The organism is Gemmatimonadota bacterium (assembly GCA_016209965.1).
Taxonomy (GTDB): domain Bacteria; phylum Gemmatimonadota; class Gemmatimonadetes; order Longimicrobiales; family RSA9; genus JACQVE01.
Window position 1 is genome coordinate 1 of sequence record JACQVE010000260.1, and the last position, 13,775, is coordinate 13,775.

Annotated in this window: 14 protein-coding genes; 7 read left to right on the forward strand and 7 right to left on the reverse strand. The window is 69.0% G+C overall.

Going from position 1 to position 13,775, the window contains the following annotated elements:
- The 5 genes from HY703_10360 to HY703_10380 all read right to left on the reverse strand — a co-directional run.
- The coding region (locus HY703_10360) for an alkaline phosphatase family protein (GenBank protein MBI4545589.1) at positions 1–601 on the reverse strand (601 nt) is incomplete at its 3' end.
- Between the two features lie 148 nt (positions 602–749).
- A complete protein-coding gene (locus HY703_10365) occupies positions 750–1,763 on the reverse strand; it encodes a nicotinate phosphoribosyltransferase (GenBank protein MBI4545590.1) in 1,014 nt (337 codons plus the stop codon).
- 163 nt (positions 1,764–1,926) lie between these two features.
- Complete coding sequence (locus HY703_10370) at positions 1,927–3,216, reverse strand: MFS transporter (GenBank protein ID MBI4545591.1); 1,290 nt, start codon at positions 3,214–3,216, stop codon at positions 1,927–1,929.
- Positions 3,217–3,238: 22 nt separating this feature from the next.
- The gene (locus HY703_10375; GenBank protein ID MBI4545592.1) at positions 3,239–4,168 is read right to left on the reverse strand and encodes a DMT family transporter; all 930 of its coding nucleotides are present in this window, start codon (positions 4,166–4,168) and stop codon (positions 3,239–3,241) included.
- A gap of 212 nt (positions 4,169–4,380) precedes the next feature.
- Positions 4,381–5,136 carry a hypothetical protein gene (locus HY703_10380; GenBank protein MBI4545593.1) on the reverse strand — a complete coding sequence of 252 codons (756 nt, stop codon included), beginning with the start codon at positions 5,134–5,136 and terminating at the stop codon, positions 4,381–4,383.
- An 89-nt stretch (positions 5,137–5,225) separates the two neighbouring features.
- On the opposite strand from HY703_10380, the gene HY703_10385 reads away from it, so the two are divergent.
- From HY703_10385 to HY703_10395, 3 genes are all read left to right on the forward strand, one after another.
- The gene (locus HY703_10385; GenBank protein MBI4545594.1) at positions 5,226–5,486 is read left to right on the forward strand and encodes a hypothetical protein; all 261 of its coding nucleotides are present in this window, start codon (positions 5,226–5,228) and stop codon (positions 5,484–5,486) included.
- Positions 5,487–5,558: 72 nt separating this feature from the next.
- Positions 5,559–5,846: a hypothetical protein gene (locus tag HY703_10390; GenBank protein ID MBI4545595.1), complete on the forward strand. Its 288-nt coding sequence runs from the start codon at positions 5,559–5,561 to the stop codon at positions 5,844–5,846.
- Positions 5,843–6,940, forward strand: a complete 1,098-nt coding sequence (locus HY703_10395) for a C40 family peptidase (protein ID MBI4545596.1) — start codon at positions 5,843–5,845, stop codon at positions 6,938–6,940. Before HY703_10390 ends, HY703_10395 begins: the two co-directional genes overlap by 4 nt.
- A gap of 75 nt (positions 6,941–7,015) precedes the next feature.
- Here the strand turns inward: HY703_10395 and dacB are convergent, their stop codons facing one another.
- Complete coding sequence (dacB, locus tag HY703_10400) at positions 7,016–9,007, reverse strand: D-alanyl-D-alanine carboxypeptidase/D-alanyl-D-alanine-endopeptidase (protein MBI4545597.1); 1,992 nt, start codon at positions 9,005–9,007, stop codon at positions 7,016–7,018.
- A gap of 287 nt (positions 9,008–9,294) precedes the next feature.
- Between dacB and HY703_10405 the strand changes: the two genes are divergently transcribed.
- From HY703_10405 to HY703_10415, 3 genes are all read left to right on the forward strand, one after another.
- Complete coding sequence (locus HY703_10405) at positions 9,295–9,672, forward strand: holo-ACP synthase (GenBank protein ID MBI4545598.1); 378 nt, start codon at positions 9,295–9,297, stop codon at positions 9,670–9,672.
- Between the two features lie 200 nt (positions 9,673–9,872).
- Positions 9,873–10,523: a response regulator gene (locus tag HY703_10410; GenBank protein MBI4545599.1), complete on the forward strand. Its 651-nt coding sequence runs from the start codon at positions 9,873–9,875 to the stop codon at positions 10,521–10,523.
- A 154-nt stretch (positions 10,524–10,677) separates the two neighbouring features.
- Positions 10,678–11,760, forward strand: coding sequence for a response regulator (locus HY703_10415; GenBank protein ID MBI4545600.1), 1,083 nt, complete (start codon positions 10,678–10,680; stop codon positions 11,758–11,760).
- Here HY703_10415 and glnA read toward each other — a convergent pair.
- Complete coding sequence (gene glnA, locus HY703_10420) at positions 11,742–13,037, reverse strand: type I glutamate--ammonia ligase (GenBank protein ID MBI4545601.1); 1,296 nt, start codon at positions 13,035–13,037, stop codon at positions 11,742–11,744. The two genes, HY703_10415 and glnA, sit on opposite strands and share 19 nt — an antisense overlap.
- Before the next feature lie 433 nt (positions 13,038–13,470).
- Between glnA and HY703_10425 the strand changes: the two genes are divergently transcribed.
- A partial coding sequence (locus HY703_10425; GenBank protein MBI4545602.1) for a potassium transporter TrkH occupies positions 13,471–13,775 on the forward strand: 305 nt, incomplete at its 3' end.

Here is a 13,775-nt window from a genome sequence, read left to right on the forward strand (position 1 = left end):
AGCTCATCCACCCCAGGGCGTGCCCGGCGTAGTCCGGCTCCGCAATGTGCACGAACAGCAGCCCCGGCCGGCGATGCTTGAGGTAGTCGCTGGCGTCGGCCACCGTGCGGATCGCCAGCCAGTGCTCCGAGCCGTCCGGCGACTGGGCGTGATCGAGTGAGCCCGGCCGCTCGAGGTGGCGGAACTTGGACTTGCTGAAGAATGCAGCCGTGCCGAACCCCGCTTGCTTGGCCAGCTCGAACACGGTCGGGACCGGCACCACGCCCTGAGTGCTGGTCTGATCGCTGTTCCAGGTGACGCCGTGCACTTCCGGCGCTACGCCGGTCAGCATGGAGGTGTGGGAGGGCAACGTCCTGCTGGGATAGACCGTCTGCGCCTCGAGCGACGCGCTGCCCTCCCGCAGCAGCCGTCGCAGCGTGCCGGCCCTGTACTTTTCGATGGCGTCCGGGCGCAGCCCATCGATCGAGATGATGATGACATGGTCTGTGACCGCGCCACGGGGTGCAGGGCGCGGGACGGGCGGAGCGGCCGCCAGCAAGGCGAGAGCGCCGGCGAATGCGGCGCCCGCCCCCATACGCGCGTAGATGCGTGGCAACTTCACCGGAACTCCCTGTCATGAGAGTGGCAACGGCCCGGGGCTGCCTGCGCCGGTCGGGCCGATTCGATAATTGCGTGCGGGAACTGCTGGAATCTAGCCCCGCGCAGCTCCCTCAACAACCCTTGCCAATGCGCCCAGTGCGCCCAGTGAGTCAGCTCACGCGTTCCAGCCGCGGGTTGGGCCGGTAGCGCCGCCCTTGCTTGCCCAGCGGCCGGCCTTCCACCAGCACCACGTCGGCGGTGAAGTCGTAGCGGTCCTTGAAGAGCGAGGAGCCGACGCCGTAGGAGTCGACGGGTACGCCCAGCTCCTCGAAGTGGCGGATCTTTTCGGCGTCGAATCCCCCGGAAACTACGATCTGCACGTGGTGGAACCCCTCCCGGTCCAGCGCGTTGCGCACGTTGCGCACGAGCTGCGGGTTGACGCCGCGCGGGTCGAAGCGGCCCATCTGCGAGACGATCGAGTGGTCGACCATGGTTTCGGCGGTATCGAGTCGCACGCCGAAAAGCCTGGGGCCGAGCGCACGGGCCACCTCGAGCGAAGTCCGCACGGAATCGTTATCGAAGTCGACCAGGCTGATGACCTTCACGTCTTCCGGCATGTGCTGCGCGAAGGCGGCCGTGGCGCGTGCGGTGTCGCCGCCGTAGCAGGCGATCAGGGCATGCGGCACGGTGCCCACCCCGCTCGAGCCCCACCATGAGGCCTGCGCATCCGTGGACACGCCGATCGCTCCGGCAATGTGAGCGGCGTAGCCATCCCCCGTCTGCACCAGCCAGTGGTCATGGCGCGCAGGGAAGAACATGATGGTCTTGGGCCACGCCGCTTCCACGACCTTGCGCGTGTTGGTCGCGACCTTGGTGCGGCGGCCGAGCACGCCCAGGTACAGCGTTTCCAGGTGGGCGAACGCGGCGTAGGGGCCGGTGATCAGCAGCACAGTCTCCCACGGCTCGAGGCGGTCGCCGTCGCGCAGCGCCAGGACTTCGAGATCCTGCCAGCGGTAGCCCTCACTCAGGCACAGCTGGAGGATGCCGATCGCCTCGTCCACACCGCCCAGCCAGGCGTGCTTCTTCTGGAAGACCTGCATGCTGACCACCCGGTCATGGCCGTTGGCTTGAAGCACCTCGCGCGCACGGACGAAGTATTTGTCCGAGTAGTAGCCGCTCCGCATCTTCTCGACCGGGAACTGGAAGATCTCGGGATTCAGCCGTTCCTTGGGCCGGAGCGGCGGCGGGGGAGTGGGTCGGTCGGGGGGCGCGCGTTCGGCCACAGCGGTCAGGTGGTCAGGTCCGCGTCTCTTAATAGTTGGGTAAAGCTGAAGTCTAAGCCCGGCCTCAGGGGCGCGCAATCGAGCGCTTCCGCGCGGCCATCGATTTCCGCAGCGCTCCGACCCCCAGCAGCGCGAGGGCCCCGGCCGTGGGCCACATGAGGCGGTAACCGTCCGAATCGGCGATCAGCAGCCCGCCTACATCGATCATGGCGCCAATCACCACGGGCGCAATGACCCGGGCGAGGCCCAGCGACAGGATGTACAGCCCGGTGTAGCCTCCCACGGCGCGATCCCCCACCAGCGAGGTGAAGATGGGATAGGGCAGCGCGATGAGCGCGGCGGCGGCCACACCGGAAGTCGCGAGCAGCGTCAAGGCGCCGGTGACGTCCTGCACAAAGTACCCCATGCTGAGAGCCAGTCCGGTGAGCAAGGCGCCGGCGCCCAGGAGGTGGCTGCGCCCGTACCGGTCTCCCAGGTGGCCGACGAGCACCGCGCCCATGCCAATACCGGCGACGAGCAGCAGCAGCAGCAGCGACGTTGTAGCGACGCTCAGCCCCAGCACGGTCACGGCGAAGAGGAAAACATAGGGGCGTATCCCGTCGACCGCACCTGTCCACAGGGCATTGGCCAGGAGGAACCAGCCGAGTGCCGGCTCCTCGAAGAGGCCGCGCCAGGCGGGCCTGGCTTCCCGCGCCGCCGCGCCTCCTGACCTGCCCCCGGCGCGCGACGCACGCGGCGCCGCGAGCGCCTCGTGCCCGCCGGCCGCCGCCCCGGCTGGTATCGCCATGACGGTCAGCACGGTCGCCGCCAGCACGAGCGCGCCAGCCAGCAGGAAGGGCAGCGGCTGCCAGAGCGAAAAGAGCAGCCCCCCGGCAACCAGGCCGTAGCCTAGCCCGGCGGCGTGGAGCGCGCCCCGGACGCCGTGGACCCGGCCGCGCCGCTCGTCCGGCACGACGTCGACCATGACCGCCCAGAGCGGCGTGAGGTACCCGTGCAGCCCTGCGAAGAAGAGGAAGGCCGCCAGTGCAAGCAACCAGTAGGTTTTCAGGAACGGTACGGCGGCCAGCGCCGCGGCCATGAGGGGGGCCATCAGGCTGAGGAACATCGTGCGCCGCCCGAAGCGGCGCGCCCAGCGGTGGGGCAGCGCGTCGCTGAGCGCGCCAATCCAGTACGGCACCAGGATCGCAAACACACCCTCGCCGCCGACCACGAAGCCGATAGAGAGGGCCGAATCCGTGTAGCTGGCGAGCAGCACCGGGAGGAGTGCGACCATGATGGTCTGCCCCGCGGTCGAGCCCAGGGTCCCGGCCGTAAGGCCGTATTCGCGGACCAGCCGTAGCCGCTGCCCGCTCACCGGCTGCGCCTCGCCCCCGCGCTCACGGCCGCCTCACCAGCGTGACGCCGCCGATAATCACTGCCGCCCCCACCGCCTGCCAGGCCGTCGGCACTTCGCCCAGCCAGGCCCAGGCCACCAGGATGGCCACAATCGGCACCAGGTTGCCGTAGGTCGCGGTGCGCGTATTGCCGATGTAGCGCACGCCGCGATACCAGAGCAGGTAAGCCAGGCCGATGCCCAGCATCCCGGCATACATCACACTGGCCCAGGCGCGGGCGGAGACAGCTCCCCAATCCAGCCGGAGCAGGTCTGGCGCGCCCAGCAGGAACAGGGCTGCGGTGCCGATCCAGAGGGTCCAGGCTGTGACCGCCAGCGGCCCGTGTCGGGCGATCAGCCCGCGCGCGCCAACCGTGTAGGCCGCCCAGGCCAGCGAAGCGCCCACCATGAGCAGGTCGCCGACCAGCGTGCGCATTCCGAAGCTGGGATCGGCCGCGCCGCCGCGCACGACGAATCCAATACCCAGCACAGTGGCCGCGACACCGGCCCAGGTGCGCGCCGCCAGCCGCTCGTGGCCGAGCGCCGCCGAGAGGAGCGCGGTGACGATAGGAGCGCCGGCGAGGAGCAGGCTCGCGTTGCCCGCCCGCGTGCGGTCCATACCCTGCACAAAGAAGAGCTGGTAGATCACGTTTCCAACCAGGCCCATGGCGAGCACGGCACGGCGGTCGGCGGCGGCAGGGAGCGGGATGGGCCCGCGGCGCCGCAGCACGGCGTACACGAGCAGGGAGGCGAACGGGAAGCGCAGGGCGTTGAAGGCCAGGGGCGACAGTTCCGCGAGCGCTACCTTGATCACGGAGAAGTTGATGCCCCAAATCCCGACCATGAGCAGCAGCCCCAGGTCGGTATGAATGGGCGCGGGGGCGGGAGCCGTGGCTTCTGCCGGCGTCGCCGGAACCGGGGCTTCGGGATTCATGGGGGCGGAAAGATCCAGGCGGGTCAGGTGCGCCGCAAGAGGCTCGCCGCCCACGCCGCGCACGCGTTGGCACCCGCGTCGCAGGAGCCGTGCTCGGCTGCGGCACTCGCCTGCTCGTGGCGCTGCCGCCGAGACGGGCGTATTATGCCGCGGCGGAGGCCACGGCAATTTCGCTGGCCAGCAGGTAACCCACCCGCCACCCGCGCACGGCCTCAGGGCCGCACGTCGGATGGGGGCTGGGCCGGCGGTTCCGGCGAAACGAGGGGTGAGGGAGCCGCTTCAGATGGGGGTTGGGTGGCCTGGCGCCGCGTGCGCCGCGTGCGGGCGTACCAGTCCCGGGCGATCTCGCCAGCAATGTCCCGGCCGCCCAGCCCGAAGGCAATGCCGGCGGCCAGCGCCGCGGCGCCCACGACGGCAATGAAGGAGACGAGCAGGATGTCCTGGGCGATCTTCAGTTGCTCCAGCGCCATGAACACGGCCAGCACGATGATCGCGCCCTTGGCTGCGCGGGCCAGCATAGGCACGCCGTGCACTGCGCCCGCCGAGGCCAGGATCAGGTCCTTCACGAATTCGCCCAGCACCAGCCCCAGCACCAGCACGATCACGGCGGCGATGACGTTGGGGATGTAGGCCAGCAATTCGGCGAACAAATCGCTGACTACGTTGAGGCTTAAGGCGTTGGCCACCAGCAGGATGACCAGCAGCATGACGGCCCAGAAAACGAGCTTGGCAAGAACAGTGGACGGGTCCAGGCTGGTGCCGGCCCGGTCCAGAGCTTCGGTTACCCCGCCTTCCCGCATCCAGCGGTCGAAGCCGATGCGGTGCAGGGCGGCGTCGGTGGCTCGCTCGACGAGCTTGGCCGTGGCGTAACCGGCGAGGAGGATTCCGAGCGCCAGCACGATCTGGGGCAGGAAGGCCACAATCTGAATAATCCCCTCTTCCAACCGCTCGAGCAGCGCCTTGCGCATGGACCTCTCCTCTCCGTAGCCGCTGAACCGTGGGACAGTCGCCGCGGTTGCGCAAGGGGCAGATAGAGCAGGTGGCAGGGTCAGAGCCGATGATGCGTGCCTTCAGCGATGAATCCGGCCGCGATTGGATAGCGACCGCGCGCGAGGAAGCAACTCCACGTCATTTCGGCCGCTGGTACCTCCTCCTTTACCCCGCGGACCGTCCCGATGCGGAGCTGCCTCTCCCCGAGGTGCGCTGGCAGACCCGGGCCACCGCGGAGCGCACTGTGGCGACCATGTCCACGTTCGAGCTGCTGCGGCGGCTGCGCATGGCACTGGCCCGCCGCCCGCGCGCGTCCGGAGCGGCATGACCATTGCCCTCCGCGTGGGGGGAGTGACGGGGTCAGGGGTGCAGCAGGTGACTCGACGAGAGGAGCCGTCGCATGCAACGCTCCGCTAAGGCCCGGGCCTGGCGCTGCTTCGACTCGCGCGAAAGCCAGGCCATCCAGACACAGCTCGGGTCGAGGGGCACAGCGGTGTGCCCGCGCTGCGCTGGCTTCCTCGAGGCGCGCCCAACCACGCGCATGCGACTCGTGCTGCCCCACGGCACCGCCGGTTTCGACGTGGACTGCCGCGCCTGCCGCCGTTTCTACGCCCACGTCTGCCACACGCCGCGCTCCCGCTACCTGCTCCGGATGAAACGACTGGCGGCGGCGATCCTGCGCGCTTGAGCGACTCCCGAACTGCACCGCACGCGCGCGAACTCGAGGCCCTCATCCAGGGCGTGCGTCTCGCGCTCGTGCCCGACCCGCGTCTCGCGGTATTCGATGTCCAGCCGGAGCGCCGCCGCGGCCGCATTGCCCTGGTCGGCGAGACCACGGAGCCGGCGGCGGCTGAGGAGCTGGCCGCTCGCGTACGCCAGTTGGTGGCCCCGCTGCGTGTCGTGGACGAGGTCGCGCGCCTGCCGCAAGCCGCGCTCGGCGCCGCAGGCTACGGTGTCGTGCGCGCCGCACTTGCACCGCTGCACGCCGAGCCGCGCCTGGCAGCCCCTCAGGCCTCCCAGTGCCTGCTTGGCCATGCGCTCCAGCTTCTCTGCCGGCGCGGCGACTGGCTACGCGCGCGCGGCCGGGACGGCTACATCGGCTGGGTGCACGAAGGCTTCCTCGAGGTGGGCGACCAGGAATGGCTCCTCGCCTGGGAACGCGCCGAAGGCGGACAGGCCGTCCTCTCGCTGGGCGCAGAGCTGGTGGACGACGAGGCACGGCCGTTCGCGCGGCTTCCCTTCGGCGCGCGGCTGGTCCGCGACGGGCCCCAGCGCTTGCGGCTGCCGGATGGGCGCCGCGGCACTCTGGTCGCCGGCGAGGTCGTGCCCGAGGATCGGCTGCGGGACCGCTTCCCACCGCTTGGCGAGAGCGTGGCACGCACGGCGCGGCGCTGGCTGGGTGCGCCCTACCTGTGGGGCGGCGTGACGCCAGCCGGCACGGATTGCTCCGGGTTCGTGCAGTCCGTTTACCGCATGCACGGCACGCCATTGCCACGGGACTCGGATATGCAGGCCGTGGTGGGAACCGAAGTGGAGGCCGGTCCGGATTTCAGCGGCCTGCAGCCCGGCGACCTCCTGTTCTTCGCGGAAGTGCAGGACCGCATCACGCATGTAGCGATCTCGCTGGGAGGCCCGCACCTGATCCATGCGGCGTTGGCCAATGGCGGCGTGGAATGCAACGACCTGGGAGGCGATCGCTCGATCGAGGCGCGGCTGAGGCAGATTTTCGTCCGCGCCCGCCGCCTGCTGCCAGCCCCCTCTGCGGAAGCCCCGCCCGTCTAGTAGTGAACTAGTGGGTCGTCACCGAAAATCCCGTGGCATTCGACTGCGGCTGCATCCCGAGCCGCTAGCCGGGCGTCATGCGGGAGGCAGCCGGAGCTTCCGACCCGGCATCAGCCTGCGTGGATTGACCCCCGGGTTCGCGGCGCGCAACGCCTCGACCGTGAGCCGGTGGCGCCGGGCAATGCCCTCGAGGGTGTCACCCCGCCGGATCACATAGGCACGCGCAGCCTGTTTCCGGTCGGCAGCGCCGCTGGCCGCGGGGGCCTCAGCGGAGGTCGTGGGGAGTCGAAGCTTCTGACCAGGCCGGATACGCCGCGGATCTACGCCGGAGTTCGCGGCCCGCAAGGCGTCCACGGTTGTCCCCCAACGCCGCGCGATGCCGGTCAGCGTTTCGCCGGCCCGGACCGAGTGGAAGCGCGGCGCCGCCGCCGAGTCCGGCGTGATGGGAGCGGCATCGGCTGCGCCGGCGGGCGCCGGGGGTGCAATCGGGGCCGGCGAGACGGGCGGCTCCTCATCGAGGCCCTGGGGCGGCCGGCGGAACTCCGCCAGGCGAGTGCCAATGGCGTCCTCGATCCGCTTCGCTTTCCACGTGGACGGCACGTTGTTGCTCAAGATGCTGAAGGCCAGCCGCTCCCCGTTCCCCGCCCGCACATACCCCGACAGAGCCGATACCCGATCAATCGTCCCCGTCTTCGCACGGAGGTTCCGCTCCGCCGCCGTGCGGTACATGCGCCGCAGCCCACCGGGCTCGCCTGCCTCCGGCAGCGTAGACCAGAACGCCTCCCACATGGTTGAAGCCGCCATGTACCTCAGAAGCTGGACCATGTGACCTGCGCTCGCGCGGTTCAGCACGGAGAGGCCGGAACCATCGAAGATCTGCAGGCCCGCCGGCTCTGCTCCCGTCTCGGACTGCAGGATGTAGCGGGCCGCGCGGCCACCCCCCTCTACGGTGCCGTCCCCCAGCGCGACACGGCCCACCGTCCGGAGCACGAGCTCGGCGTAAAGGTTGTGGCTGCGCTTGTTCACCACCTCGAGGATGTCCAGCAGCGGCGGGGAGCGGTGCACGGCAAGCACGCGCAGGGGCGGCCGGTCATCGAAAGCCGGAGCAAAGACGGAGCGGCCAGTCAGCGGCGAATCCTCGGGAAGTTGCACCGAGCGGACTGCGCCCGTCACCTGGATCCCGCGCTCCTCGAGTACCTGGCGCAGCACGGCGGCCGCATAGCGGGCGGGATCCGCCACCGGGACGGTGCGCCACACGCCGCGGTGGCTGCGGCTGATCTGGCCCCGCACCACAATCGGACCATCATAGGCAGCGCGGTTCACGTCGATCCAGGACCGGCCGCGCCGCACGGTCGTGGCCTGGTTCACGATGGCAATGCCTTCACCGCCCGGCACGAGCTGCAGCTCGGGTCGCCACCCGGGCTGAGCCGCGGGCCGGACGCGTAGCGTTACGACGTTGTCATTGAAGGCGAGGGCAGTGGCCGGCGCGGCGTACCACGCATTCATGTAGCTCTCCTGCCAGCCCAACCCGGTAGACGGTCCGCCGAAATACGAGGCGTCGCCGACCACGTCCCCCTCGATGCGGGTGATGCCCAGGGCGCGCAGCGCGTCCGCGAACTCCTCCCAGACCGACGTTTTCCTGGCATAGAACCGGTCGGACAGCGTGGGGTCGCCGGTGCCGTACAGGATCAGGTCGCCGCGCAGCACGCCTGCGTCCTCGAGGCCATCCGTCATGAGGAACGTGCTGTAGCGGAACTGCGGACCCAGGTAATACAGCGCAGCGGCCGCCGTGAAGAGCTTCATGTTCGAGGCGGGCGCAAGCGGGACATCCGGCTGGTGCGCGAAGAGTGTGTCACCGCGGTCGAGCGAGACGACCAACACGCCCCAGCGGTTGCCGTGCCACCCGGGCTGGCGGAGCAATTGCTCCAGCTCGGAACGCAGCAGCCCGACCGCATGGGCGGAAGCCGCGCCGGCCGGCGCCGCGAGCCGCCCGTCAGCCGGCGGGACCGGCACACGGTCACCGCCCGTCGCGCTCAGTAGCAGCAACAAAAAGAGCGAGTGCACCACGGTTCGCTCAGACGCTCCTTCCTCGGAATCCCCGAATAAAGCGCGAAACTATACGCGCTGCCCCGAAAGCGTGCAAGACAGGGGCCAACCCGCCGAGGGGCCAACCCGCCGCGTTCACAGCGCGGCGCGCCGGAGCTGGCTTTCTGGCACGGCGTCGCGTCCGGCCCCCCTGGCGCAGCTCCGGCCAGTTCCGCGCCGCGGGGCAAAGATTGCCGCACCCTGCAACAAACTACGGCCGCCGGGTGCCCGCCTCCCGGTGGAACGCCGCCAGAGCTTATATTGTTCCTATGCTGATCGGCGCAGGCATTGACCTGGTATCCATACCCCGGTTCGTCGAGTTCTGGACCCGCCGGCAGGAACGAGGGCTGCGCCGCCTCTTTACCGCTGGCGAACTCGACTACTGCTTCGGTCTCGCCCGCCCCGCTGCCTCCCTGGCCGCACGCTTCGCCGCCAAGGAGGCCTTCTTCAAGGCACTCGGCACGGGCTACGGCAGGGGCGGCGCCTGGACGGAGGTCGAAGTGCGCCGGGTCGGCGCGGGAAGACCGGTGCTCGAGCTCCATGGCCGCGCCGCCCGCCTGGCCAGAGATCAGGGCGTGCGCCACGTGCACCTCTCCCTCTCGCACACTGCAGAGCTCGCCACGGCGCAGGTGCTGCTCGAGGGCTGAATCACCCGAGATGGCATTGATTGTGCACGCCCTCCCCCTGACCCTGGCGCGGACAAACCCCTGGCGCGGACAAACCCTCTTGCGCGGATGCCTGCCCCAGCACACTTTGCACGGGAACGCGCGACTGAAGCGAAGAGGTCAAGGCGCGCCTCTCATCCGGGAGCAGGCGCGCCTTGGCTATTTCCGGCTCAGGCTCCAGCATGACGGCAGTCGGCGGCGCCGCGGACTCGAGTCGGGCGCTCAAGGAAGGAGCAGCTTTGATCAGCGAGGCGTATCGCGTACTGATTGCCGATGACGAGGCGATCCACAACCTGTCGCTCACCAGTCAGCTCGAGATGCTGGGGCACCAGGTGGTGGCCACGGCCAGCAATGGCCGGGAGGCCGTCGAGCTGGCGCGGAGCACCAAGCCGGACCTGGCGATTCTGGACATCCGCATGCCCATCATGACCGGACCGGAAGCGGCGCAGGAGATCACGGGCGAGCGGCCCATTCCGATCATCATCCTTTCCGCCTACAGCGACGCGCGCACGGTCGAAGAGGCGACGCGGGCGCCTGTGTTCCATTACCTCGTGAAGCCCGTCGAGGCCGACGACCTGGCTCCCGCCATTGCCGTAGCGCACGCCCGTTTCGAGGAATGGCTGGATGCTAAGCGGCAGCGCGACCTGCTCGAGCTGAAGCTCGAGGAGCGCAAGATCATCGAGCGGGCCAAAGGGCTGCTGATGGAGACACGCGGGCTCTCCGAGCGCGACGCGTACCGCTTCCTGCAGAAGACCAGCCAGGACAAGAATACGCCCATGGTCGAGCTGGCCCGTAAGATCCTGCTGGCCGCGCCACTGCTCCAGAAACAGTGACGGACAGCGTATGCCCCGACGCGGCCTAACGTTGGAAGCTCGGCAGGATTCCGAACGCGCCGCCCACCCCTCGGATCACCCCCCGACCGGGGACCCCTCCGATTCTCGGGCTTCCCACGTAACCGCACCGGCCGCGGCGGCTGCCGCGGCGGCCGTGGAGCCGCCCACGGTGCTCGTAGTCGATGACGAGCCCGCCGCCCGCCAGATGTTCACCGACCTGCTCCAGGCGCAGGGATTCCGCGTGCTCACGGCGGCACGCGGCGAAGAAGTCTTCCAGTGCGTGGACCAGGCGGATCTCGTGCTGCTGGATGCCATGCTGCCCGGGCGGGACGGCTGGGAGATCTGCCGCGAGCTGAAGCAGCGGCACGACGCCTTGCTGCCGGTCATCATGGTTACGGCGCGCACCGCGCCCGAGGATGTGGTGCGCACGTTCGACGCCGGTGCGGACGACTATGTAGCTAAGCCCTTCCATGTGGCCGAGCTGATCGCGCGCATCGAGTCGCGGCTGCGCGTGCATCGCGCGGAGGTGGCGCTGCGCAATGCGAATACGCGGCTGGCCGAGCTGGCCTCCCAGAACTATCAGCTTTACGAGCAGGCGCGGCGCGACGCCGAGGAGCGTTCGGATCTGCTGCGGGAGCTCGACCATCGGGTGCGAAACAATCTGTCCGTGATCACCGGTCTGGTGGGTATGGAGCGGAACCGCCGGCCGCCGCGTACGCCCGAGCAGGCGTTCACCAGCCTCGAGAACCGGCTGCGCACGTTCCTCCTGGTCCACGAGGCGGTGCGCCGGCAGAACTACCGCGGCGTCCTGCTGCAAGAGATTGCCGAGCGCATGGCCCAGCGGCTAAGGAACAGCATGAAGCTGGACGAGCGTATTAAACTGGTGATCTCGGGGGATTCAGCTTCCCTCGACGAGCGCCAGGGATTCGCCCTGGCGCTTGCCCTCGGTGAGTTGATCGCCAATGCGCTCCAGCATGCGTTCCCCGATGGTAGGCGGGGCACGATCCGGATCGAGGTCGGGGAGTCGGACGGTGAGATCCGGGCCGAGGTGGCCGACGATGGCGTAGGCTCCGGCAAGCTGCAGGACCCGGTCGTGTTGGGCAGTGGTCGGTCGATCGTGGATGCACTGGTGCGCGGCGAGCTGAACGGCCGGGTCGAGTACCTTCCGGCAAGCCGCGGCACACGCGTTCGCCTGGCCTTCCCGCGCAGCGATCCCGCTCAGTACTTCGCCAGATAGCGCTCGATCTCCCAGTCGTGCACCCCAGCGGTATACTCCTCCCACTCCTGCTCCTTCGCCGCGAGAAAATGCTGGAACACGTGCTCGCCCAGCGTCTCGCGCACGAGGTGGTCCTTCTTCAGCAGGGAGAGTGCCTCGCCCAGGTCGCGCGGCAGCGGCTGGATCTTGTACCTGCGGCGCTCGCGCACGGAGAGGGCGAAAATGTTCTTGTCCACCGGCTCCGGCGGCTCGATGCGGCGGCGCACGCCGTCCAGCCCGGCCGCGAGCTGCACTGCCAGCGCGAGGTACGGGTTAGCCGAGGGGTCCGGCATGCGCAGCTCGAGTCGTGTGCCCCGCCCGCGACGCGCCGGGATGCGAATCATGGGGGAACGGTTTTGATGCGACCAGGCCACGTTGACCGGCGCCTCGTAACCCGGCACCAGCCGCTTGAAGCTGTTGACCAGCGGGTTGGTTACCGCGCAGAAGCCGCGCGCGTGGCGCAGCAATCCGCCGACGTACCAGCGCATGACCCGGGAGACCTGATCGGGCGCGCTGGGGTCAAAGAACGCGTTCCGCCCGGCATGGAAGAGTGACTGGTGAGTGTGCATGCCCGAGCCGTTCTGCCCGAAGATGGGCTTGGGCATGAACGTAGCGTGCAGCCCGTGCCGCAACGCGATGTTGCGTACCACGAAGCGGAAGGTCGAGAGGTGATCGGCGGTGCTCAGCGCGTCAGCATAGCGGAAGTCGATCTCGTGCTGACCCGGCGCCACCTCGTGGTGACCGGCTTCCACCTCGAAGCCCATCATTTCCAGGCTGTTCATGATGTCCTGCCGCGCCACCTCTCCCAGGTCGACCGGCGTAAGGTCGAAGTAGCCGCCGGCGTCATGCGTCAGGCGGGTGGGTGTGCCGTCTTCCGCGAGCTGGAAGAGGAAGAACTCGCCCTCGGCGCCGGCCATCATCTCGTAGCCCAGCTCGGCTGCGGCCGCGATCTGCCGCTTCAGCACACGCCGCGGGTCGCCCTCGAATGGCTCTTCCATTGCCGTGAAGACATCGCAGATCAGGCGGGCGACGCGGTTCTCCGCATCGCCCCACGGGAAGATCGCAAAGGTGCTGAAGTCCGGCTTCAGGATCATGTCCGACTCCTCGATCCTGACGAACCCTTCGATGGAGGAGCCGTCGAACATGAGATCGCCGGCCAGTGCCTTCTCGAACTGGCTCTCGGGCACCTCGACGTTCTTGATCACGCCCGTGATGTCCGTGAACTGCAGCCTCAGGAACCGGACCCGGCCGTGACGCATGAGCTCGAGCAACTCTTCCTTGCTCGCGTCCGCCGCCCCGCCGTGGAGCTGCCGCGCGTGATGCCGAACCTGGTGCGCCGGCACGAACTCGCCCCGCGCCGCACGCCGCGGCTGCGCCCGAGTCACAGCCTTGCTTCTCGGAGACATCGTCGTGACCTCGATTCCTGCCGTCCCTCCTCTAGCGTCGCAGCTTACCACCACCCCCAGGGGGCGTCAAGCGATTCCGCGTCACGCCACCGCGCTTGACGCCCGGCGCCCGAGCTTCACAGATTTAGTTGCATATTCACCGCGGATGGCGCGGAGCGGCAGCCGGAGACCGAACAGCGTTCGATCTCTGGCTGCTCGGTGCGCTCGGCGGCGGTGAAATGATACGTCACCCTGACTGCGAACGGCTGTCCTAGCCGCGACCGTTCGCGCGGCCGGGACGGCGGAGATGCCCACACCAGGGGAGCTGCTGGAAGCGCTCGAGCGCGAGACCGCACGCTCCCTTACCCTCTGGCGGCGGCTCACACCGGCGCAGCTCTTCGTCATCAGCTTCCTGTTGCTGGACGCGTTCGGCACACTCCTGCTGCTCACGCTCCCCGGCATCTATGCCGGGGAGCGCTTGTCCTTCGTGGAGGCACTCTTCACCGCGACCAGCGCCATCTGCGTTACCGGACTCATCGTGGTGGATACGGCAAGCTACTTCACCCCCTTCGGCCAGGGCGTGCTGCTGCTTCTGATCCAACTGGGTGGCCT